The organism is Lewinella sp. IMCC34183 (assembly GCF_003390915.1).
Classification (GTDB): Bacteria; Bacteroidota; Bacteroidia; order Chitinophagales; family Saprospiraceae; genus Neolewinella.
In genome coordinates this window covers 15809-38456 of sequence record NZ_QMEM01000002.1, presented here as the reverse complement: position 1 = coordinate 38456, position 22648 = coordinate 15809, and the positions used below count along the sequence as shown (strand labels likewise).

Below are 22648 nucleotides of genomic sequence, written 5' to 3'. Positions count from 1 at the left end.
GCCTTGGCGGTTACTTGACCGGTCCGCCGTGCTCCCGTAGTTGTTTCGCCGCTTCCCGGGCGGTGGTTACCCAAAGATCATCCTGGTTGCGGTAGAGGTATTCCAGGAACTTCCGGTGCTCCTCGTTCGCGACGTTGAGCCCATTGCCGCCCCCCACGCCGTGGAAGAGGAAAGTGATCAGGGCGTTCTCCCGGCGGGCGTTCTCTACCCACGCGATAAGCTCTTCCGCGCGTTGTCCGCTGACCACGTATGACTTCAGGTTGTAAAGGTCCGCCGTGGCGGGGTGCTCCAGGCCGGCCGTGGTACCGCGGGCGGCGGTAAAGCGGTCGTAAAGGTCCTCCTTGAAGCTGCCGTCGGCCGTGGCGGTGTCGCCGCAGGTGTACGCGAAGGTGCGTTCCGTTTGTCCGTCAATGGCCTCCAGGAAGGCGTTGGTCAGGTCGATCTCGCTAAGTAACTGTTCGGTAGTGTACTGGCTGAGGTCCTGGTCGGCAGCTACCCACTCCCGCCCCGGCGGGGTGGCGTCGCAGGGGTGATAGACGGTATGGTTACCCAGCTCGTGGCCATTGCGGGCCGCGCGGCGCCACGCATCGATGTGTTCCCGGGCCCCGGGGAATCCGGCGGTCAGGTAGAAGGTGCCCTTGAGGTTAAGGCTGTCGAGTACCGGCAGGGCATTGTCGAGGTGCTGTACGATGGCGTCGTCGTAGGTCAATACCACGGCGGCCGCCTTCCCCCGCCAGAGATCATTGCGGTGGAGGGCGGTCGAGTCGGTCTGGAAGGGAGAGGCAGGTATGCCCGTCTCGTTGGTCAGGTTGGCCCCGACGGGGTTGTCGGCCCAGGCGTAGCGGACGAAGCGGGGATCGGAAACTTCCTCACTCCAGACCACTACTTCGTCTCCCTCGATCCTGGCCTTTGCCCAGGTGTAGCGGCGGTCGTAGCCGGCGATGGCGAAGTACTGCGGCGCGAGGCCGTCGGTCGTGGTCAGCCCCGCACCGGTCTGGTCGAACCGGATCCGCACGGAGTCGCCCGCTACGATAGCGGACCGGTAGCGCGGCCCGGAGTAGGTGAGCGTGTCTTCCCCGTAGGCCACGTGCCGGGCCTCCAGGGCCAGCCGCTCCGCCACGTCCAGCTTGTTGAGGGGGTGGATGTCGTTCCACTCCCCGATATCGGTGGTGACCGCTACGCCGGTATTCGGCAGGGCCAGCGACTGCAACTGGGCATCGCGGAGGACGGCCCACTGGCTCTCGACGGGGAGGTAGGTAGCGTCCTGGAAATTGGCGAGTTGCACGGTCAGGAACGGGAGCTCGCCCTGCCCGAACTGCGCCCGCCAGTCGGTGATCAGGGCGGGGAGGTAGTCGTAGTAGTCCTGGGCGCGGCCGACGTTCGATTCGCCCTGGTACCAGGTGAATCCCCGGACGCCGAAGGAGGTGATCGGGGCCATCATGGCATTATAGAGTGCCGCAGGCTGGTTCTGGGCCGAGAAGGCAAAGCCGCCACCGCCACCGCCCCACGAGCGGGGAGCGAAGACCTCCCCGACCTTATACTCCCAGGTGCCTTTGAGGTCCAGGCTGTCCCGCCCGTCGGTGAGCACATACGGTTTGTCCGGCACGAAGCCGCCCTTGCCGCCGTAGTTCATGACGCGGACGACGAACAGGTTCTTGCCCGCCTTGAGCAGCCCCGCCGGTACGGTGTAGCGGCGCGGCGGGTACTGGTAGGTGATGTTACCAATTTCCTGGCCGTTGACGTACATCACGTCGGCATCGACGATGCGGCCCATGAAGAGTTTGAGTTCCTGCCCGGCCCAGGCGGCGGGGATGTCCACTTCCCGCCGGTACCAGACCGATCCGTTGAGGTCGCTTATGCCCTGATCTTCCCAGTACCCGGGGATGTTGATGGTTTGCCACCCCTGGGGGCTGTAATCGGGGGAATACCACTCATTACGCAAGCCCTCGTCGGTGACCGGCGGGGGACCGGAAGGGCGCTGGGCGCGGCCACCCCCGGTTACCGAGCGAATGAAGGCCGTATCGCGGTTCCGTTCGATGGTCCGTTCCAGCTCCGGGAATTCCCGCAGCCCCTCGGCGCTCGTCCAGGCCTCGATCGGCGTGCCGCCCACCGCGGTATTGATGATGCCGATGGGTACGCCGTACGTTTCGTAGAGCCGGCGCGCGAAGAAGAAGCCGATAGCGCTCATCGGCATGACGGTTTCCGGAGTGACGCTTTGCCAGCTACCTTCCGGAAAATCCTCGCGGGGACCGCTCAGCTCGGTCATGGTGGGGACGAAAAACTCACGTATGGCCGGGTAATCGGCCGCCGCGATATCCTCCGGGTACACTTCCTTTACCCGCTCCAGCGGAACGGTCATATTCGACTGCCCGGAGCAGACCCAGACGTCACCGAACATGATGTTGCTGACCGTCAATTCATTAGAGGCGGATAACCGCATCTCGAAGGGTCCGCCGGCCGGCTGGGCGGGTAAGGCGGCTGACCAGCGGCCGTTCTCGTCCGCCCGCGTCCGAATCCGCTGTTCCGCGACCTCTATCTGGATCCGTTCTCCGGGGGAGGCCCATCCCCAGAGCGTCAAATCCTGGTCCCGTTGCAGCACCATTCCGTCACTGATCAGGCGGGGTAACCGGACCTGGGCGGGAAGCGGCGAACAGAGTAGCAACATGGCACTTGCCGCGATGAGGCGGCGGAGGGAGAAGAGATGCATGATCGGTTAATTGTAGCGGTTGGCGTAGCTCAGGCTATCGACAAGGTACAACACAATCGATTTCGGGAGCGGCGTACCGTCCCTCTGGCGGGCACAAAAAAAGCGGGCCAACCCCGGAGGGTTGGCCCGCTGGCGCACGGTACTGCCGGAGCAGTTTACCGCACTACGGAGAGTCGGTGCGTCAGTTGCTGATCGCCGGCGGTGACCGAGAGCAGGTATACGCCGGGGGCGATGCTGCGATCGGACAGGTCGAGGCGGATGAGCTGCTCACCGGCCGGCAGTTGCCGGGTGAGGATCACCCGACCGGCCTGGTCGTGGAGCCGTACGGTAGCGTCGGAGGCGAGTCCGGTCACCTGTAGGCTGGTCGAGAGACGGGCCGGGTTGGGGTACACGGTCAGCGTAGCCGCATCCGCAGCGCCCAGGTCGGCCGGAGCTACCACGGGGTCGGTCGCAGTCTTGAACCAGCCGGTGCTGGGCGAATGGATGGTGACGTGGCCGAAGCTGATGTTGTTGCAGAGGAAGCCGAAGAGGTATCCACCTTTGATGTTGTCGTACACCAGCTTGTGGTCCTGATCCTCGTCCCAGAGCTGGACGCGCATCTTATCGAAGCCGAGACCCAGCAGGCTGAAGTTGTCCTCGAAGGTGATCACGAAGGTAAAGTTACCTGCGCCGTTCACCTTGCCGGAACCCTTCATCTTGCCGTAGTCGCCGCTGATGGTCATCCAGTCGACCTTGGTGCTGCGGAAGTGGTAGTCGCTCCAGTTCAGGTCCAGGTTGAAGTGGCCCGCAATGGACCCGTCGGCTGCGTATTTGCCGGCGAAGTCGTAGTGCGCATCGCCGAACAGGTTCAGTAGCGAGAACAACGAACCGGAGGGTGACTTGAAGGTACCTTTTCCGTCCGCGTATTTGTCGGTGGGGTCGGTACACATCACCTGGTGGTCGCCGGTGTCGATGACTACGGTGCCACAGACGTCAACGATCTTGGTCACGATCCGGTAGAGACCGGCCTTGGCGTACTTGTGCGAGCGGAAGGCGTAGTTCTTCAGCTGGTCGATGTCGCAGTACTCCTTGGTACCGTCGCCCCAGTCGACTTCCACCTTGTGGCCGTCCTGGTCGTTGTAGTCGGTGTAGAATACGTCGAGCAGTACCGAGACGCCCACCTTGATGAAGGAGGTCGAGAGCTTAACCTTGGTAAAGATGGGTGCATCGTTCTCGTCTATCTGTCCGTCGCAGTCGTTGTCGATGCCGTCGCAGATCTCCTTGGCGTGGGGATACACGTGGGGGTTCAGCGGGGCACAGTCCTCGGTGTCGGGGCTGCCGTCGTTGTCGTCGTCGGTGTCGCAGGCGTCGCCCTTACCGTCACCGTCCGTGTCCTTCTGGTCGGCGTTGGGAGTGTCGGGACAGTTGTCCTTGTCGTCGGGTACGCCGTCGCCGTCGCGGTCGGTGACCGGGGCCTTGACCGTAACGGTTACCTGGTCGGTGTCGGTAGCGCCGTCGTCGTCGGTCACCGTGAGGGTGAAGACGTAGGTGCCGGGCGTGGTCAGGGTGACCGTCGGTTGGGCGCCGCTGGCGGTTCCGCCGCCGGTGTAGGTCCAGCGGTAGGTCACGATGCTGCCGTCGGCGTCGGTAGAGGCGATGCCGTTGAGCTGTACGCTCAGGGGGGCGTCACCGCTCCGGGGAGTGGCGTCGGCTACGGCTACCGGAGGAAGGTTGGCGGTATCGTTGTCGCAGGCATCACCGATGCCGTCGCCGTCGCTGTCCTTCTGGTCGGCGTTGGGGGTATCGGGGCAATTGTCCATGTTGTTGCGGACACCGTCGCCGTCGCGGTCGGTATCGCAGGTGTCGCCGATACCGTCACCGTCCAGGTCGGCCTGGTCGGCGTTGGGGCGGTGGGGACAGTTGTCCTTGTCGTCGGGTACACCGTCGTTGTCGTTGTCGTTGTCGCAGGCGTCGCCGATGCCGTCACCGTCCAGGTCGCGCTGGCCAGGATTGTAGACGTCGAGGCAGTTGTCCTTATCGTCGGGGATGCCGTCTTTATCACGGTCCTGCGGAGCCACGACGTCACAGGCGTCGCCCTTACCGTCACCGTCCGTGTCTTTCTGGTCGGCGTTGGGGGTATCGGGGCAGTTGTCCTTATCGTCGGGGATGCCGTCGCCGTCGCGGTCACCGACCGGAGCCTTGACCGTTACGGTCACCTGGTCGGTGTCGGTAGCGCCGTCGTCGTCGGTCACCGTGAGGGTGAAGACGTAGGTACCGGGCGTGGTCAGGGTGACCGTCGGCTGGGCGCCGCTGGCGGTTCCGCCGCCGGTGTAGGTCCAGCGGTAGGTCACGATGCTGCCGTCGGCATCGAAGGAAGCGCTGCCGTTGAGCTGCACGCTCAAGGGAGCGTCACCGCTGCGGGGCGAGGCATCGGCCACGGCCGTGGGGGCCTGATTGGTAGGCGTCTGGCCGCAGGTAATATCGGATCCGCCCAGTCCGGAAGGCAGCACGCTGCTCAGGCTCAGGTAGATCTTATCCAGGCGGGTGTGGTCCTCGCGGTACGCGAAGTCGATGATGTTGGTGCCGTCCTTGAGGGTGACGGGGCTACCGGTGACCTCGAACCAGGTGAACTGTCCGTAGGTGCGCCAGTTGTTCCAGGCCGTCCAGCTGCCGCCGTTGACGCGCACCCAGTACGAGTCGGTACCGGGGTCGTTGGCGTTAGCGCGGGCGAAGAGGTGGTAGCTGCCGGCTGCGGCGTTGCTGACCGTGAAGCGGATGCGGTTCTCGGGCAGGTCGGCGGGCGGGGTCTTGGTGGACTGTGGTCCGCGATACAGGACGTACTTGCCGTTGCTCACGGCGGCGTCCTCGACGATCAGGAAGTTGGTGCCGAGCTGGGCGCATTCGGCTTCGAGGGTGTAGCCGTCGCCGGTGGGCGCGTCATTGTCGCAGGCATCGCCCTTACCGTCGCCGTCGCTGTCCTTCTGGTCGGCGTTGGGGGTATCGGGGCAGTTGTCCTTGTCGTCGGCTACGCCGTCGCCATCGCGGTCGGCTACCGGAGCCTTGACCGTAACGGTTACCTGGTCGGTATCGGTAGCGCCGTCGTCGTCGGTCACCGTGAGGGTGAAGACGTAGGTGCCGGGCGTGCTCAGGGTGACTGTCGGCTGGGCGCCGCTGGCGGTTCCGCCGCCGGTGTAGGTCCAGCGGTAGGTCACGATGCTGCCGTCGGCGTCGGAGGAAGCGCTGCCGTCGAGCTGTACGCTCAGGGGAGCGTCACCGCTGCGGGGAGTGGCATCGGCCACGGCCGTGGGGGCCTGATTGGTAGGCGTCTGGCCGCAGGTAATATCGGATCCGCCCAGTCCGGAAGGCAGCACGCTGCTCAGGCTCAGGTAGATCTTATCCAGGCGGGTGTGGTCCTCGCGGTAGGCGAAGTCGATGATGTTGGTGCCGTCCTTGAGGGTGACGGGGCTACCGGTGACCTCGAACCAGGTGAACTGTCCGTAGGTGCGCCAGTTGTTCCAGGCCGTCCAGCTGCCGCCGTTGACGCGCACCCAGTACGAGTCGGTACCGGGGTCGTTGGCGTTAGCGCGGGCGAAGAGGTGGTAGCTGCCGGCTGCGGCGTTGCTGACCGTGAAGCGGATGCGGTTCTCGGGCAGGTCGGCGGGCGGGGTCTTGGTGGACTGTGGTCCGCGGTACAGGACGTACTTGCCGTTGCTCACGGCACCGTCCTCGACGACCAGGAAGTTGGTGCCGAGCTGGGCGCATTCGGCTTCGAGGGTGTAGCCGTCGCCGGTGGGTGCGTCGTAGTCGCAGGCGTCGCCCTTGCCGTCGCCGTCGCTGTCCTTCTGGTCGGCGTTCTTGGTGTCGGGGCAGTTGTCCTGGGCGTCGGGGATGCCGTCACCGTCGCGGTCCTGGGGAGCCGGGTCGTCGCAGGCGTCGCCCTTACCGTCACCGTCGGTGTCTTTCTGGTCGGCATTGGGGGTATCGGGGCAGTTGTCCTGGGCGTCGGGGATGCCGTCGCCGTCGCGGTCCTGGGGAGCCGGGTCGTCACAGGCATCGCCCTTACCGTCACCGTCGCTGTCCTTCTGGTCGGCGTTCTTGGTGTCGGGGCAGTTGTCCACGTTGTTGCGGACGCCATCGCCGTCGCGGTCGGTATCGCAGGTGTCGCCGATACCGTCACCGTCCAGGTCGGCCTGATCGGGGTTGGGGCGGTGGGGACAGTTGTCCTTATCGTCGGGTACGCCGTCGTTGTCGTTGTCGTTGTCGCAGGCGTCGCCGATGCCGTCACCGTCCAGGTCGCGCTGACCGGGGTTGTAGGTATCGGGGCAGTTGTCCTGGTCGTCGGGGGTGCCGTCTTCATCGCGGTCCTGGGGAGCGGCGGTGTCGCAGGCGTCGCCGATGTGATCGCCGTCGCTGTCCTTCTGGTCCGGGTTAAAGGTGTCGGGGCAGTTATCGCGGTCGTCGGCTACGCCGTCGTTATCGCGGTCGTCGTCGCAGGCGTCGCCGATGCCGTCGTGGTCGCTGTCCTTCTGGTCCGCGTTCTTGGTGTCGGGGCAGTTGTCGCTGCCGTTATGCACGCCGTCGCCGTCGCGGTCGTCGTCGCAGGCGTCGCCCTTGCCGTCGTAGTCGCTGTCCTTCTGATTGGGGTTGGGGTGGTGGGGGCAGTTGTCCTTGCTGTCGGGCACACCGTCCTTGTCGCTGTCGAGCACCTTGTAGGGGTGCAGGTCGAGCAGGTCATTCCCGTCGATGATGCCGCCGTAGATGCGGGCTTCCTCGATGTGGGCCTTCACCCAGGGGGAGTTGGGCAGACCGCCCGCGACCAGGGTATGACGTAGTCCGAAGAGGATTTCGAGGTCGCTGCCGGAGAAGGTAGGAAAGCCGGAAACCGAGTAGCGGTCGACTTTATCGCCGTTGCGCCAGATCTCTACCTTCGGGAAACCCAGCACCAGCTGGTAGCAGATCGCGATCTGCACCATTTTACCGGTTTCGTGCTCGCGCGGCTCGTCGTAGGAGGTGCCGCCGTAGCGGTGGAAGCCTTCGCTGCCGGCCATCCACTCGTACAGGTTCTTCTCACCGTATACGATACCGTCGAATACGTCGCTGTGCAACTTGTCGATGGTGAGTACCGATCCCCCGCGTACGTTGAGGTCGTCGAGTTTGACCCAGGCCACGAGCGTCTTTTCGTGCATCGAGGGGCCACTGTAGCCCGTAGAGTGCGCGTATTTGTTCTCACCCACGCTGAGGAAGCCATCCACGATGGTGGCACCCTTCAGCTGGAGGTCCGGAAAATTGCCTTTGAGGTCTTTTGTTTCGACGCCGGGTTCGAAGGTCCACTGGCCGAGGAGGGGAGGATCCCCCGTAGCGCCCGCCGCCGAGCCGATGCCAAACAGCAATACCACGGTCAGCACGGACGCGCGGTAGAGGCTGGCTAAATGGTGTAAACTAACATGCATAGTTACTAAAGTTGAAACAGTTAATAGATGCATACGTGTCTGCCTGCACGAGACGGGGAAAGCGACGATTGCGGAGTGTCAGTTTATCCGGATATGGCACGACGAATTCGCATTGCTGCAGGACCAATATCCTGGCAACCTATAGGCGAAACGCAGTGTGAATGATGAGAGACGAACGATAAGACGACATCCGGGCCGCGCCACCACCGCGAGGGGCAGAACAGTATGCGAGTCAGAACACCAAGTACGAAAATGTCATGGACAAAATCCACCCCGACCTCCCGGTTTGTGCTGAAGTGTCGATATGCTGGGACGAAAAGTGGAAAAATAATCAGTTGATCGGACAATAATCCAATTTTGAAGGGCTGCAGGGCCCGGAAACACTCGGCCGGAGCATCTTCAGCCGCCAGCGAATAATAATATGTTCTATATATATACTTTTGTATGTATTGGGGAAATGTGACGCTCAGTATCAATTTTCTTCGGTAATTGGGGTGAATTTTCCCTCTACCCGGCCGCCATTCCTACCATGCCCGCGGCCCCCAATAGGCTAGCGAACGGGATGAACGGGAGCCCAGGTAGTATGGAACGACGATAACCGTATGTGAAGAATTCACAGCCGTGGCCGGCACAGAGGGACCACTTTGCGGAAAATTCCCAATCAATCGAAAGGATGGCGATATTGATCCCCAGGAGCGACCGGCAGCCAGCCTGGTACGTCAGCAATTTATCCGCGCGTGCCTTTCTGCTACGCGGGAGGTGCGAGGGGTTTACAACGGGAAGTCCTACACCACCACGATCCGTTTTCCCTGGGTACCTCCGGCCTCCAGATCGGTCAGCGCATGGGGCAACTGGTCGAAGGGGTAGGTTTGGGAAACGTGCGCTTTGAGGCGTCCGTCGGACAGCCGCGCGGCCAGGCTGATCATTTCCTCTCCGTTGGACTGGACGAGGTGGTGGGTTACCAATACGTTTCGCTCATTGGCCTGCGCCTTCAGGCTGTCGCTGATACCCGCGGCGATCGTGAACAGGTGACCGCCCGATTTGACTACCCGGAGCGACCGCAGCAGGTGGTCGGGACCCAGGGAGTCGAGCACTACGTCGACGGGCTCAATGGCCTCCTCAAATTTGTGCTCGTTGTAGTCGATGTGCTCATCGGCGCCCAGGCCCAGCACGAAATCCCGTTTGCTGCCCGAGGATGTCGCGATGACGTAGGCGCCCCGCTCCTTGGCAAGCTGTACGGCGAAGTGGCCCACGCCCCCGCCGGCGGCGTGAATCAGTACCCGTTGGCCCTCCTTGATCTTAGCCAGGTGGATGAGGTTCTGCCAGGCCGTGAGGGCGGCCAGGGTGGTGGCTGCCGCCGCTTCGTACCCGATGTTCTCCGGAATGTGGGCCAGGTGGTGACCGTCCGCCCGTACATATTCGGCGTAAGCCTGCCCGTGACCCGGAAAATCAATCATACCGAACACCCGGTCCCCGACCGCGAAGCCTTCCACGTTGCTGCCCGTTTCCACGACCTCACCGGCCACGTCCCAGCCCAGGATCAGCGGATCGTCGTGGCGCAGCTTGTCGTACATGGCCTTGCCGTGGGAGGTCTTTACGTCAACGGGGTTGAGGCTGATCGCATGTACCCGGATGATGAGGCTGCCGGGAGTGACGGTCGGACGGGCGATATCGCGCAGGAGGAGTCCTTCGGGACCGGAGGGAGTGGGGAGGGTATAGGCTTTCATAGTGGTTTTGATAACTGTGTATGCTGAACAGCTTTATTGAACGGGAGTTCCTTGCACCTGCGGCCGCGCCGCAATCAGACTTCGATGGACTGGACGGAGCCGCCGTCGACCCGGTAGTTGACGCCCACGACGAAAGAGGCGAGCTCGGAGCAGAGGAAGGCGATCACGGCGGCCACCTCCTCGGCCTTACCGCGGCGGTGGAGGACCAGGTGGGGCCGTTTCTCGTTGAGGAAGGTGCTGATGGCCTCCTCCTTGCTGGCGTCCAGTTTTTTAGCGCGCTTGTCCATCATCCCGTCGGTCATGCCGGTCTCGATGAAGGCGGGCGCCACGGAATTGACGAGCACGCCGTCGATGGCGTACTCCTGGGCCATGCCCTTGACGAAGGTCAGAACGGCGGCTTTTGCGGCGTTGTAGACGGCTTCCTCGGTGTAGGGCTGGGCTACGTTCTCGGAGGTGACGTATACGGCCCGGCCCCAGCCGCGCTTGCGCATGCCGGGCACGAAGGCCTTTGCCATGCGGACCCCGGAGAGGAAGTCGGTTTCGTAGGCGTCGCGGTAGTCGTCGAGGCTGACGTCGTCGAGGGGGTCGCCCTTCGCGCCGGTGACGCCACAAGTGTGTACGAGGATATCGATATCCCCGGCCGCGTCGGCTACGGCCTGAGCACCCGCATCGGTGGTCAGGTCGGCCGTGACGGTCTTGACGCCCTTCCCGAGGCGATCGACGGTGGCTTGCAGGCCGTCGCCGTCGATATCGGTAAGGATGACGGTAACGCCTTCGTCGAGAAGGATGCGGGCGGTAGCTTCGCCCATACCACCGGCGGCGCCGGTGATGAGGGCTTTGCGGTCTTTGATCTTCAGGTCCATGCCCCTGTAACCTGAGCGGAAAAGCTAGGTTCAGGAAACGGGACGGAGCTTACTTGTTAGAGTACACCCGGTACTCCCACGGGCCCAGGTCCAGTTCCATATTGGGCATCACCTCGACGCGGTCCTTCGAGAAGACCTCGGTGTAGGTACCGTCGTAGCCGTCTCCGGCGAGCATGATCTCCTGCTCGGAGGAAGACAGGTTGATGACCACGACCACCCGGTCGCCGTCGCGCTCGCGGGTGAAGGCGTAGACTTCCTCATCCTTGCCCGTCGGAATCTTAACCAGCTCGCCGCCGAACTCCCCGTTCCAGAGGGCGCGGTTGCGTTCCTTGAGGTCGAACAGGGTCTTGTAAAAGTCGGTGTACTGGTAGTCGCCCCAGTTGACCTCGTCCTTGGTAAAGAACTCGTACTGCTGGTCATCGGCGGATTCCTGCCCGGTATAGATCAGGGGCATACCGGCGAAGGTGGCCGTGAGTACGGCGAAGGCCTTGTGGCCGTCACCCATCCGCTGGAATTCGGTACCCGACCAGGAATTCTCGTCGTGGTTGGAGGTGAACATCATCTTGTAGCCGCGGTCGTACTCGTCGGCGTAGCGGTTGAGTACGCGGTCGATGTCGCGGGCGGTGACGCGCTCTTCTTCTGCGTCCGCTTCCCGGGCGATGTTGCTCTGGTCGGTTTCGGCTTCGCGGTTGGCGCCCTGGGTGCGGGCGATGCCGTTCAGCACGTGGTGCATTTCCCAGCCGTAGTCCATGACGAAGGCGCCGTCGTTGACGATTTCCGGCACTTCGGCCTCGGCCAGCATGAAGAGGGGCTTGATGGCGTAGAGGGAGTCAGCCGCCTGCTCGATGAAGTCGACGGGGATGCCGTGGGCCACGTCGACGCGGAAGCCGTCGATGTCTGCCTTCCGCACCCAGAATTCCATGGCCGCGATCATGCTGTCACGGAGTTCGGGGTTGTCGTAGTCGAGGTCGGCCACATCGGTCCAGCCCCAGCTTTCGCCGGTGGCGGGGTTGATGGGGTCGGTGATCTCGCCGTCCTTTTTGGTGTAGAAGTCGGGGTGCTCGGTGATCCAGTGATTGTCCCAGCCGGAGTGGTTGGGTACCCAGTCGATGATGGCGTGCATGCCGGCGGCGTGTACCGCGTCGATCATGGACTTGAAGTCGGCGAGGGTGCCGAAATCGGGGTTGACGTCGGTATAGTCGGCGACGGCGTAGGGACTGCCGAGTTCGCCTTTCCGGTTCTTTTCGCTGACGGGGTGTACCGGCATGAACCAGAGCAGGTCGACGCCCATATCCGCGAGGCGCGGAATGTGTTCTGCGAAGGCGTTAAAGGTGCCTTCGGGGGTGTAGTGCCGCAGGTTCACCTCGTAGATGACGGCGTCTTTCTGCCAGTCGGGTATGCGGGGCTCGACGGCCAGGTCGGATACTTCGGCGGAGTCACTGGCGACCGTGTCCGTATCCTCCTCCGTGCGCGGCTGGCAGGCCGTAGCGGTGAGTAGGAACATCAGGAGTAACGTCAGGTGAGTTGAAAAGGGAGTGTATTGCATTTCGATCGATTAGTGAGCAGCAAACGACCGGTCGCAGGGCTAGGTTCATTTAGTGAAATTTGCTGCCTGTGTGAACTGTGGGTTAAATCTTGGAAGTTGGTACGTACGATAACTGGCCGGTCGACTAGTCGACCGGCCACTAGCCGCCGGTCCACGAGTCGCCGGTCCACCAGTGCACCGGCCACTAGCCCACCGGCGACGCACGCGGCCACGCACACAACCTTTTCCCGCCCCGGCAGGGTTATACCCTGTACATGGGAGAGCTAGCGGATTTCTTTTTTCATATCGACGACAGTCTGCGGCAGGCCACCCTGCTCTACCCGGTAGCTACCTACGGACTGCTCTTCGCGGTCATCTACACCGAGACCGCCTTCTTTCCGCTGGCCCCCTTTTTTCCGGGTGACGGACTGCTGTTTGCCGTCGGAGTGCTGTGCGCCGGTGCCCTGCTCAATCCCTTCGTCATCTGCCTGCTGCTCAGCATTGCCGCCGCCCTCGGCGCCTGGACGGGCTACCGGCTCGGCCACACCATCGGCCCCCGCCTCTTCGAGCGCTTCACCTGGATCGACCGCAAACACTACTTCCGCGCCCACGCCTTCTACCGGAAGTTCGGCGCCACCGCGCTGTTCACTTCCCGTTTTCTGCCCATCGTCAAGGCGCTGGTACCCTTCATCGCCGGCGTGGCCCACATGGAACCGGCCCGCTTCGTACGCTACAACATCCTGAGCGCTCTGCTCTGGGTGATCTCCCTGGTGACGCTCGGCTATTTCCTCGGCAATATTCCCTTTATCCGCGATCATACCAGCTGGCTGGTCATCGGGCTGGCCGCCATTTTCGTTACCGGCCTGCTGATCACTACGGTGGTGAAGCTTGTACGGGGGGCTGGGGTGAAAGGGTAGGGGGGGCGACTCGTTTTGCTGGGTAGGGCCGGGTTACTGTGTTCCCGTTGCAGTCATTCGGGGTTTCCTACTAAGACTATGCCATATCGGATGCTGCCCTCCGCGTCCTCGGTGAAGGCCGCAAGCCGCTCTGGGGTTAATTAACTCCATCGCTGCCGGAGGCAGCATCGTGCTTCCGCTGCCGGAGGCAGCATTGTACTGTCGCTGCCGGAGGCAGCATTGTACTGGCTACACCAAGCCCAGGTGCAAAATCCGCCCCCCGCTCCGGTTCACGGGCATGGTGCTTTTGCCGATGACCACCCCGTCCTCGGGCGCCAGGTATTGTTCCTTCAGGCTGCCGAATACATCGCGCTGCGTGGCGATGAGGTCGCCGGCCTTTACCTCCTGGAGCAGGTCGACCTCGAGCGTGAGCAGTCCACCGGTGTGGGTATAGATCCAGTAGCTGCGCTTGCACAGGATCGGCGGGGCCGAGGGGGCCACGATATCGTCGTCCGTCATTTGGAGGTACGACATCACATTATGGACACCCTCGGTACCGCTGCGGATCAGGCGGCGCTGATAGACGCCCGGGTTGCCCACCTCCAGCGTTACGGCCGGGATGTCCAGGGCGTCGGCGGCCCCGCGGAGGGTGCCGTCACTCGGCGGATTGTGGACGATCAGCTGCGGGTTCTGCAGAATGGCCAGTTGCCGGGTGGTTTCCTGCGACATGTCCGCGCGAACGTAGTAGCTGTTCACCCGGCCGCGGCTCGCGGTATGCAGGTCCAGCAGAAAATCGAAGTGGCGCACCACCCGGTCCACGAGGCGGAAGGCGTATACCTCGCTGGCGCGGCCGTCCTCCCGACCGGGCATGACGTGGTTGAGGTCGAAGCCGTCGGTGTACACCCGCGTCTGCCGCAGGAAGGCCGGTACGTTGACCACCAGGACACCGATGATGGTGCCGCGCAGGGTACTCACGTCCAGGTCAGCAAACAGCCGTTGAATTACCCGGATACCGTTGAGCTCGTCGCCGTGAACGGCCGCCGTCACCCCCAGTGTGGGCCCATCCTCACTCCCGCGGGCGCTGATGATGGGCAACCGTACGGGCTCGCCCAGGCCGTCGCTGATGATGCGCAGCCAGTACTTGCGGATCGTACCCGCCGGCTGGTCGATCTCCTCGAGGTTGAGGATAGTAGGGATGGTAGTCTCAGCAGCGCTCATAGCAGTAGGAAAATAGTTCGTCAATGGCCTGTTGCAAGATCGGCCGGCCGCTCTGCACCTGCGCCTGGGGAAAACCGCCGATGCTCAGGGTATTTATCTCCGACAGTACCCGCCGGCCGTCGTCGTTGACCAGGGTATCCACACCGGCGAAGCATATCCCGTGGTGCAGCAGAACGGGGGCCAGTTCGGCGATCATCGCCTCCTCCTCCGGCTCCACGTCGGCGGCCACCGAGCGGCCGCCCTGGGCTACGTTGCACAACCATTCCCCCGGCGGCGGAATACGCAGCGAAGCCGCCAGAATGCGGCCGTTCACGATCAGGATGCGTTTGTCGCCCTGGCTCACGTTGCGCAGGAACTTCATGGCCAGGTAGGGGGCCGACCAATCGGCCTGCACCGACGCGTCAGGGTGGTCCATCCGTACGATCCCGTGGCCGCCGTAGGCCCGCAGGGGCTTCAGGACGATCGGAAATTCACCGGCAAATTCGCGGGCCTCGGCTTCGTCCGTCACCAGGCGTACCGGCGGGGTAAGGTCGGGAAAATTGAGGAGGAAGGACTTATCGCCCGTGGTCAGGGTGCCCCGGGGCCGGTTCACCACCAGCGGGCCGCTGCCGCCGGCCGCCGGCGCGGCCACCTGCTCCAGCCAGGTAAAGAAGGCGGGAGCGATGGGGTGGGGTAGGCGAAGCCAGACCACGTCGTAGTCCTTCGGGTCCAGTTGCCGGTCCGCCGTCCGGAAGGCGCCCCCGTCGGAGCGGTAACTCAGCGGCCCGGTGACGCGGAAGCCCCGCACCTGCGCGCCGCCGCCCGCGAAGAACTCCGCGTTCTGCGCGTCGCCCCGACTGGCCACGTCCACGTGGGCACAACGCGGATCGAGCCGCAGTGTATTCACCAGGGAATACAGCGAGTTCTGATCGGAGTGGCCGCTGTGGTCGGTAAGTACCAGGAAAGAGAGGTGTTTCATACCAGGATTTCGGACAGGAGGACGGGGTCGTCGTTCAGGCTGGAGAACATCCGCAGGCTAAACTTTCCCTTACTGTTGAACAGGTTCTTGGCCATCCGGTCGATGGCGATGGTGCTCAGCACGGTCTGTATGTACGCCTCGATCAGGTCGTCGAGGCCGATGCCCAGCTTGTTGAAGTCGCGGCGGTCCATGAGCAGCAGGCGGTCGGTATCGCTGGTCCACTGGTTGTCGCCCACCTTGGCGGAGAGGTTGGTGCCGAGCATCGACCAGGAGGGGGGCGCCCCGGCCAGCTGGTCGGCCAGGGGGTGCTCGGCGCGGCGGCTGTAGCAGGCCAGGGGGCGCAGTCCGTCGGGGGTGCTGCTGACCATGAGCCGGATGTCGCTGACGTAGGTACGTCCTTTTTTGTCGGGAATGGTGCCGACGTGGAAGAACTTGCCATCGCCCCCCGTGGAGCTCCACTTGTAATTGCCGATCAGGCTCTGCACGATGAAGCGCTCGTAGTCGATGGGCTCCTCCATGAAGGCGGCCAGCTCTTCCGGGTTGGTGATGGTGTAGACGCCCTGTCCGGCGTTGCTGTAGGGCACCTTGACCACCGCCTGTCCGCCGAGTTTGGCGACCCACAGGGGCACTTCATTCCGGCTCACGTCCCAGATGGTTTCCGGGGTGTGGATGCGCAGACCGTACTTGCGGATCTCACCGTTGTAGAGGTCGTAGGCCTTGGCGGCGACCATCTTGTTGCGGCCCCCCGCCAGGCAGGTGACAATGGGGTTGAGGATACGGGTCTTCGCATTGAGGGGCAGACGGGTCCAGGGCCGCTGGGTCAGGTAACGGAAGGCGGCCCGCAGGCGTACCCACTCGCCCTCGTGGCGGGCGTAGAGCCAGTCGTTCTCGATCTTCAGGTGGCGCTCCGGCGCATTGTAGTAGTCGCAGATGTAGAGCACGTCCTCCTGAAAGGCATCGGCGATGGCGGCGGCGTAGCCGCTGGCCTCCATGGGGTTCTTGTCGTAGATCACGGCCAGGCGGCCCTCCGACTTCGCCTGCCGCTTCTCGGCCAGGGGGCGGAAGGTGCGTTCCACGAGCAGGCGGTAGCCGCCCTCCTCCTGGTGGTCGTCGAGCAGGGGCATCGACTTCTGGCCGGAGGGGCAGGAGTTGTTCTCGATGATGACCATGCGTCGCCGCCCGTGGGCGGTGGTGGCGTTGATCAGGTCCGCCCCGCCCCACAGAAAATACTTGCAGGAGTAGCTGAGGATGCTGCGCAATCCGTCGGGGTCGACGAGCGGGTTGAGGTGGCAGTACCGGGTGACGATGCGCTCGGGGTCCAAATTCAGGAAGAAGCTCACCATCGGGTGGATGGTGGCGTTCAGCGCCTTCGGGTACCAGTGGGCTTCGGCCCGGAAGCTGCCGGGAGGGACGATTTGTGGGGTAGGATTGGTCAAGGGCGGGGTAAAAGGTTCTTGTTGCGGGAACGCAGGTGCGGGGCAAAAGTCGATAAGACCGCGAAAGTAGGTAGCAGGCGGGAGCCGACCGCGCAGAATCTTAGCATATTGCGGTTGTATCCAAGCCCCGGGAATTATGAAATCGCTTCTGCTCAGCTGTTGTTTCTTCCTTTCCGGCTGGGCCGCCGGCCAGGGTATCGGCCTGCACCCCCCGGAGGTCAACTGGCAGCAGTTGCGGGCCGACCACGTGCGGGTCATCTTTCCCGAGGGTTACGCGGCGAGCGCCCAACGGGTAGCCAGCCTCGTGGACCGCCTGGCCGCAGAGCATACCCGCAGCGTGGGCGAGCGGCTGTACGACTTCGACCTGATCCTGCAGACCCCCAACATGACCGTGAACGGCTACGTGGGGTTGGGCCCTTTCCGCTCCGAGTTCTACGTGACCCCGCCGCAGACCTTCAGCCGCCTCAGCAATACCGACTGGGTAGACCTACTGACGATTCACGAATTCCGCCACGTCCAACAGACCAGCAACGAGCGCCGCGGCCTGACCCGGCTGGCCAGTCTCGTGCAAGGGCAGCTGGGGTGGGCGGTCCTGTCGGGGATTGCCACGCCCAACTGGTTTTCGGAGGGCGACGCCGTGGTCGCCGAGACCGCCCTTACCGCCGCCGGCCGCGGCCGCACGCCGGCCTTCAGCAAGGACCTGCGCGCCCTGCTCGGCCGCGACATCGTCTATCGCTACGCGAAGGCGCGCAACGGGAGCTTCCGGGATTTGGTTCCTGACCACTATCGCTACGGCTACGCCATGATCACCTACGGGCGCGAGCGGTTCGGCAACGACGTCTGGAAGCCCGTACTCCAGGAGGGAGCCGCCTTCCGCGGACTCTTCTATCCCTTCAGCCGGGCGCTCAAGCGGCAGACCGGCCTCACCACCCGCGACATCTATTACCGCACCATGGCCGACCTGGAGCAGCAGCAGGACAGCACCCTGGCCCGCCGCCGGCCCCTCGTGGAGGGCGAGCCGCTGGGCGGTACCGACCGCGACGTGCGCGACTACCGCTTTGCCTTCACCGACGGGCAGGGGCACCTGCTGGCCCTGCGCAGCAGCTACGAACAACTGCCGGCCCTGGTGGAGGTCGGATCGCCCGATCGCGTGATCACCCGCACCGGCATCCAGCGGGAACCGTGGCTCGCCGGCTCCCGCCGGTTCGTCCTCTGGACCCAGTACGCCCAGGACCCCCGCTACACCAACCAGAGCTACTCCGACCTGGTCGTGTACGAGCTGAGCAGTGGCCGCCGCCGCACCCTGACGGCGGGGGGGCACTACCTGTCGGCCCGCTTCAGTCCCGACGAGCGCCGCATCGCGGCCGTGTGGTTCGACCCCCTGGAGGACGGTCCCCAGCTACACCTGCTCGATGCGGCGACGGGAGAGGTGATCGCCCGCCGGACGGTGGCGGCGAACAACGTGGCTTGGCCCTGCTTCTCCGCCGACGGGGAGCAGGTCTTCTTTCTGGAGCAAACCCCGGAGGGGATAGCCATACAGGCCTGGCGGCCGGCTACGGACGCGGTGACCACCCTACACCCGCGCTCGGCCGCCCCGATCGATATGCTTACCGTGACGGACGCGGGGGACCTGCTCTTCACCGGCGGCGCCAGCGGCGTGGACAACGTATACCGGCTACCGCCCGACGGCGGCTCGCCGCAACCCCTCACGGACGTAGCGATCGGCGCCTATTACCCGTCCGTCACCGACGGCCGGCTTTACTACGCGAGTCCCACCCCCCGGGGGGAGCGGCTGCGGATCCTCGACCTGCCCACGACCGGAGAGGGCCGGGAAATCACCCTGCCTACGGGGCCGAGCTTTTTCGAGCGCCCCGCCGCCTTCGCCGCGGAAGCCACGGACCTGCCTACCGAGCTGACCGTGCGTGACTATCCGGTCCGCAACTTTTCGAATACCCTCGGCGGCGTCAAGCTGCACAGCTGGTCCTTCAACGGAAGCTACGTGACGCCCGGCCTGGCCATCGAGGCGGCCAACGCGCTGAACACCGCCGCGGTCACCCTCGACGGCCGCTATAATATCAACGAAGCCCGGTACTCGGGCGGCCTGTCGGTGGCCTACGGCGGGCTCTACCCCGTACTGGAGTTAGAGGGGCGCTACCGCGCCCGCAATATCATCTCCCAAGTAGCCGGGGTAGACAGCTTTGCCTTTCGGGCGCAGGAATTCGATCAGTTGTCGCTGGGCCCCGTCGTCAACGTTCCCCTCCAGTGGGTGTCCGGCAACACCTACACCAACCTGCAGCCATCGGTGGGGCTGCAGTACTATCACCTGCGCGACGCCGAGGAAGGCGTGTTGCCCGGCAACTTCACCAATCTTTCGCTGGGGATGACCTTCGGCGTGCAGCAACAACAGGCCTACCGGCAGGTACAGCCGCGGTGGGGAGCACTGGCGACGGTGGCGTACGACCGGGCGTTGAGCAGCGACCGGGCGGGTGAGCGCTTGCTGCTGCGCAGTTCGATCTACCTGCCGGGCTTACTCCGTACCCACGGGATCCGGCTGGATCTGGACGCACAGACCGAGCAGGCCGAAAACCTGTACCAGTATCCCGATCTGTTCCGCTACGCCCGCGGCTACGCCGCTTCCCTCAACGACCGGGTCTTCCGGTTCGGGGTCAACTATCACCTGCCGGTTGTCTATCCGGACCTGGGAATCCTCGGGATCACCTACTTCAAGCGGATCCGCTTCATCGGCTTCTTCGACTACAGCCGGTTTACTCTCGACCAGCCGCGGGAACTAAGCTTTAATCAACGCAGCGTGGGGGGGCAGCTCTTCTTCGATAATGTGTGGCTCAACGCCCAACTATTGCCAGTAGGCATAGAGGTTGCCTACCGGCTGGACCAAGACGTATTCTCTTCCGACCCGCAGGACGTGCAGGTACGGCTGTTGCTGACGGGCAGCTTCTAGCTGTCGGACGCTTACGCTAAACGTTGAGGTAGTTGATCAGACTGTCGTAGCGCTCGCGCAGGGTATCCTGGAGCTGCTTCTCGTTGAAGCTGGCCTTGACCACGTAGTTGAACCGTTCGAAGGTAGCGATGGTGCCGGCGATGCTCTGGCTATTAAGTTTGAGCGTCACCTCCACCTGATTGGAGTCGATGACGCTGCGGACGAAGGAGCTGAGCACAATGGCGTTGTCGCTTTCCACGATGCGGGCGATCTCGGCGAGGCTGTAATCGTGGCGGCCCATTTCCAGCACCACGATGGATCCGGGATCGCTGAAGGTGCTCGACTGGGCAAAGAAGCGGAGCAGGTCTTCGCCCGTGACCATGCCCACGTAGTCGCCTTCCCGGTTGATGACGGGTACCACGGTGAGGTTGTTGTCGACCAGTTGGCGCATAACGTCGTACAGGTGATCATCGGGATACACCGAGGGCGGCAGCTGGGCTACGCGGTAGTTGGACACGGCTTCCTCGGGATCGGCGTCGAGGACGTCGCTTTCGGAGATGACCGAGACGAGCTTCGTGCCGTCGACGACGGGCAGGTGCCGGATGTAGAACTCGTTCATGATCTCCAGGGCTTCCTCTCCGGTATCGGAGGGGCGCAGGGGAACGAGAACGTCGGTGAGGAGAAAGTCAGCTGTCATCGGGTCGGGGCAAAGTAGGGAATTAAAATCAGCCGAGCAGGCGGCGCTTCTGGGTAGCGAATTCAAGCTCGGTGAGCAGACCCTTTTCGCGCAGGGCCGCCAGCCGTTGGAGCTGTTCGAGTAACTCGTCGCGGACGACGGGCTCGGCGGGCCGGGGTTCGGACTCGGCTACGAGGGGGTCGGCGGTATTCTCGGCGGGCCGGGCGGCGGCGGTGGCCAGGCGGAACTGGTTGGCGGCGAAGGGGGGGAAGGCCGCCTGAATGCGCAGAAAGGCCAGGTTGTCGTGGGTGCGGATGCGCTCGAAGTCGTCGAAGCCCAGGGCCACCGCCCGGTCGAGGTGGTAGAAGGCGCGGTCGGCCTCCTCCTCTACGGAATAGGCGCAGGCGATATTGAAGTGGCTGGCTACGTCGCGGCTGTTCTTGGCGAGGGCCTCCTGGAAGGCCTCGATGGCGCGGCGGTACTCGAATTCGCGGAAGTAGTGTACGCCGCGTTCGCGGTCGGCGCGTCCGGGATCACGGCGTCCGCCCGACGCCCGGGGGGCGGGCTCGGTGCGCTGGTGGTTGCGCTCCTTGGCGCGGCGCTCGCGCTCGCGCTCGAGTTCGGCCCGCTGCCGCTGCCGTTCCTGGAAGCGGCGCTCTCTGTCGGTCATGGTTCCGGTATTGTACGACCGCGCGGACGACCCCACGGATGCGGATGCCTGAGCGACCGGTTGGTTAAACTTGAGATCGAATTCACGCTGGTCCATGGACAGCAGCGTGATGGCGTCAATAACGCCGAAGATAGCGGCCAGCGAAATGAGAAGAACGGTGAAGGGGTTAGGGCCGGCAAACAGGGCAAGGATGAAAAAAAAGAGGTGAGCCATGCCCAGTCCCTTCTGTCCGAGGTAAAAACGCTGCAGGCCGACGATACCGCCGAAAAACGCCAGTACCGCCGCGATCGTCTTCTCCTTCATCTCACTTATGGGAACGGTCGAGCGGTGGTTTTCGTTCTCGGCTACTCCCCAAAAATGCGGCAGGTCAGGATGGTCAGGTCGTCGGGATAGGCGTTGTCCTGCCGGAAATCCTCAAGCTTCGCTTGCAGGTTGTCGTTAAATGACTTGGCTGAGCGCGAGAACTGTCGGCGGGCGAACTCATAGAGGATTTCCTCCTCGAACGTCTCCCCGGCGGCACTCTGCAGGTCGGTTAGCCCGTCGGTGTAGGTGATGATCAGAGCCTGGGGCGGCAGGTCCACGACCCCCATTTCCAGCGCGGGCAAGACGTCGATGGAGCCCAGCACGGTCGTGCCCTTGTCGAGCAGCTGGAACCGGTTATCGCTCACGAGGACGGCCGGCGGGTGGCCGGCGTTGATGTAGCGCAGCTGGTGCTCGGCGCGGTCGTACTCGGCGACGAAAAAGGTGACGAAGCGCTCCCCGTCCGTGATGCGGTAGACGCTCTCGTTGATCTCCGCGACGAAGTCGCGCAGGTCGGTCCGCTTGCGGATAAGGGTATGGAAATTGGCCTGGAAGTTGGCCATAAGCAGGGCGGCGCTGACGCCCTTGCCGGTGAAGTCGCCGATGCAGAAGACGAGCTTGCCGTCGACGAACTCGCGGAAGTCGAAGTAGTCGCCCCCGACGCCCAGCTTCGGGCGGTAGATGGCGCTGAGCTCGTAGAAGTCGTTGGCCGGCAGGTCCTTCGGGATGAGCATGCCCTGCACCTTGGCCCCCAGGTCGAGGTCGGCCTCCAACCGTTCCTGCTCGAGCTGCCGACGGAAGAGCCGCTTGTTCTCGATGGCTACGGCGATCACATTGCTGATCGTGGTGATGATCTGTACGCGCTCGTACATGTCCTCCTCGTCGGTGAACCCCCCGATGAGCACGTAGGCGATGGGCCGCTCCTTGTGCAGCACCGGTACCACGTGCTCGAAGTGACTGAAGAGCGGGTGATCGGGCTCGTGCAGGGTGACCATCCGCTTGAGGTGCTGCAGTTCCGTCCCGTAGTCGCGCCCCGCGGGCAGTTCCACGTCTTCGAGCCCCAGGGAGGCGGCCAGCCGCCAGGCCTCGTCGTCCTCGCTGTGCCGTACGAACAGGGCCATTTCGTTCACCCCGAGTTCCTGCCGGAGAAAGGCCTGGTACATCTGGAAGAGGTCCTCGGCGGACACGTTGTTGTTGATCGCCTGCGTCATCTGCAGCAACCTCCGCACCTGCAGCTGGCGGAGGTGGAGCTCGCGCTCGAGGCGGTTAACGCGGGTGATGGGCTGCGACATAGGGTAAAGATAC

The 22648-nt window shown here is 63.7% G+C and carries 13 protein-coding genes; 2 read left to right on the top strand and 11 right to left on the bottom strand.

The features are described from left to right. Positions 1–10 precede the first annotated feature (10 nt). The 5 genes from DQG19_RS05435 to DQG19_RS05400 form a co-directional block, all read right to left on the bottom strand. Entirely contained in the window at positions 11–2707 is a 2697-nt protein-coding gene (locus DQG19_RS05435) for a sialate O-acetylesterase (RefSeq protein WP_198661664.1), read from the bottom strand. A 155-nt stretch (positions 2708–2862) separates the two neighbouring features. Next, positions 2863–8136: a thrombospondin type 3 repeat-containing protein gene (locus tag DQG19_RS21155; RefSeq protein WP_198661663.1), complete on the bottom strand. Its 5274-nt coding sequence runs from the start codon at positions 8134–8136 to the stop codon at positions 2863–2865. Positions 8137–8921: 785 nt separating this feature from the next. Then, a complete protein-coding gene (locus tag DQG19_RS05410) occupies positions 8922–9863 on the bottom strand; it encodes an NADP-dependent oxidoreductase (RefSeq protein ID WP_116125230.1) in 942 nt (313 codons plus the stop codon). 74 nt (positions 9864–9937) lie between these two features. Continuing rightward, positions 9938–10726: an SDR family NAD(P)-dependent oxidoreductase gene (locus DQG19_RS05405; protein WP_116125229.1), complete on the bottom strand. Its 789-nt coding sequence runs from the start codon at positions 10724–10726 to the stop codon at positions 9938–9940. 49 nt (positions 10727–10775) lie between these two features. Beyond that, entirely contained in the window at positions 10776–12230 is a 1455-nt protein-coding gene (locus DQG19_RS05400; RefSeq protein ID WP_116125228.1) for an alpha-amylase family glycosyl hydrolase, read from the bottom strand. A gap of 296 nt (positions 12231–12526) precedes the next feature. Here DQG19_RS05400 and DQG19_RS05395 point away from each other — a divergent pair, with 296 nt between their 5' ends. Then, a complete protein-coding gene (locus DQG19_RS05395; protein WP_116125227.1) occupies positions 12527–13168 on the top strand; it encodes a DedA family protein in 642 nt (213 codons plus the stop codon). A gap of 228 nt (positions 13169–13396) precedes the next feature. On the opposite strand, the gene DQG19_RS05390 is transcribed toward DQG19_RS05395, so the two are convergent. From DQG19_RS05390 to DQG19_RS05380, 3 genes are read right to left on the bottom strand one after another with little or no spacing between them, the layout of a single operon-like run. Then, positions 13397–14365: a succinylglutamate desuccinylase/aspartoacylase family protein gene (locus DQG19_RS05390; RefSeq protein WP_116125226.1), complete on the bottom strand. Its 969-nt coding sequence runs from the start codon at positions 14363–14365 to the stop codon at positions 13397–13399. Beyond that, entirely contained in the window at positions 14352–15323 is a 972-nt protein-coding gene (locus DQG19_RS05385; protein ID WP_116125225.1) for a RimK family alpha-L-glutamate ligase, read from the bottom strand. Before DQG19_RS05385 ends, DQG19_RS05390 begins: the two co-directional genes overlap by 14 nt. Then, a complete protein-coding gene (locus DQG19_RS05380; protein WP_116125224.1) occupies positions 15320–16759 on the bottom strand; it encodes a hypothetical protein in 1440 nt (479 codons plus the stop codon). Before DQG19_RS05380 ends, DQG19_RS05385 begins: the two co-directional genes overlap by 4 nt. A gap of 136 nt (positions 16760–16895) precedes the next feature. Between DQG19_RS05380 and DQG19_RS05375 the strand changes: the two genes are divergently transcribed. Further along, positions 16896–19718 (top strand): hypothetical protein, encoded by a 2823-nt coding sequence (locus tag DQG19_RS05375; RefSeq protein ID WP_116125223.1) that lies wholly within the window; start codon positions 16896–16898, stop codon positions 19716–19718. A gap of 16 nt (positions 19719–19734) precedes the next feature. Here DQG19_RS05375 and DQG19_RS05370 read toward each other — a convergent pair whose 3' ends face one another. Genes DQG19_RS05370 through DQG19_RS05360 form a run of 3 tightly spaced genes read right to left on the bottom strand, consistent with a single transcriptional unit; the run spans position 19735 to position 22635 of the window. Then, the gene (locus DQG19_RS05370; protein WP_116125222.1) at positions 19735–20394 is read right to left on the bottom strand and encodes a CBS domain-containing protein; all 660 of its coding nucleotides are present in this window, start codon (positions 20392–20394) and stop codon (positions 19735–19737) included. 28 nt (positions 20395–20422) lie between these two features. Next, positions 20423–21346, bottom strand: a complete 924-nt coding sequence (locus tag DQG19_RS05365) for an NINE protein (RefSeq protein WP_116125221.1) — start codon at positions 21344–21346, stop codon at positions 20423–20425. 41 nt (positions 21347–21387) lie between these two features. Beyond that, positions 21388–22635 (bottom strand): PP2C family protein-serine/threonine phosphatase, encoded by a 1248-nt coding sequence (locus DQG19_RS05360; protein WP_116125220.1) that lies wholly within the window; start codon positions 22633–22635, stop codon positions 21388–21390. Between the last annotated feature and the right edge of the window lie 13 nt (positions 22636–22648).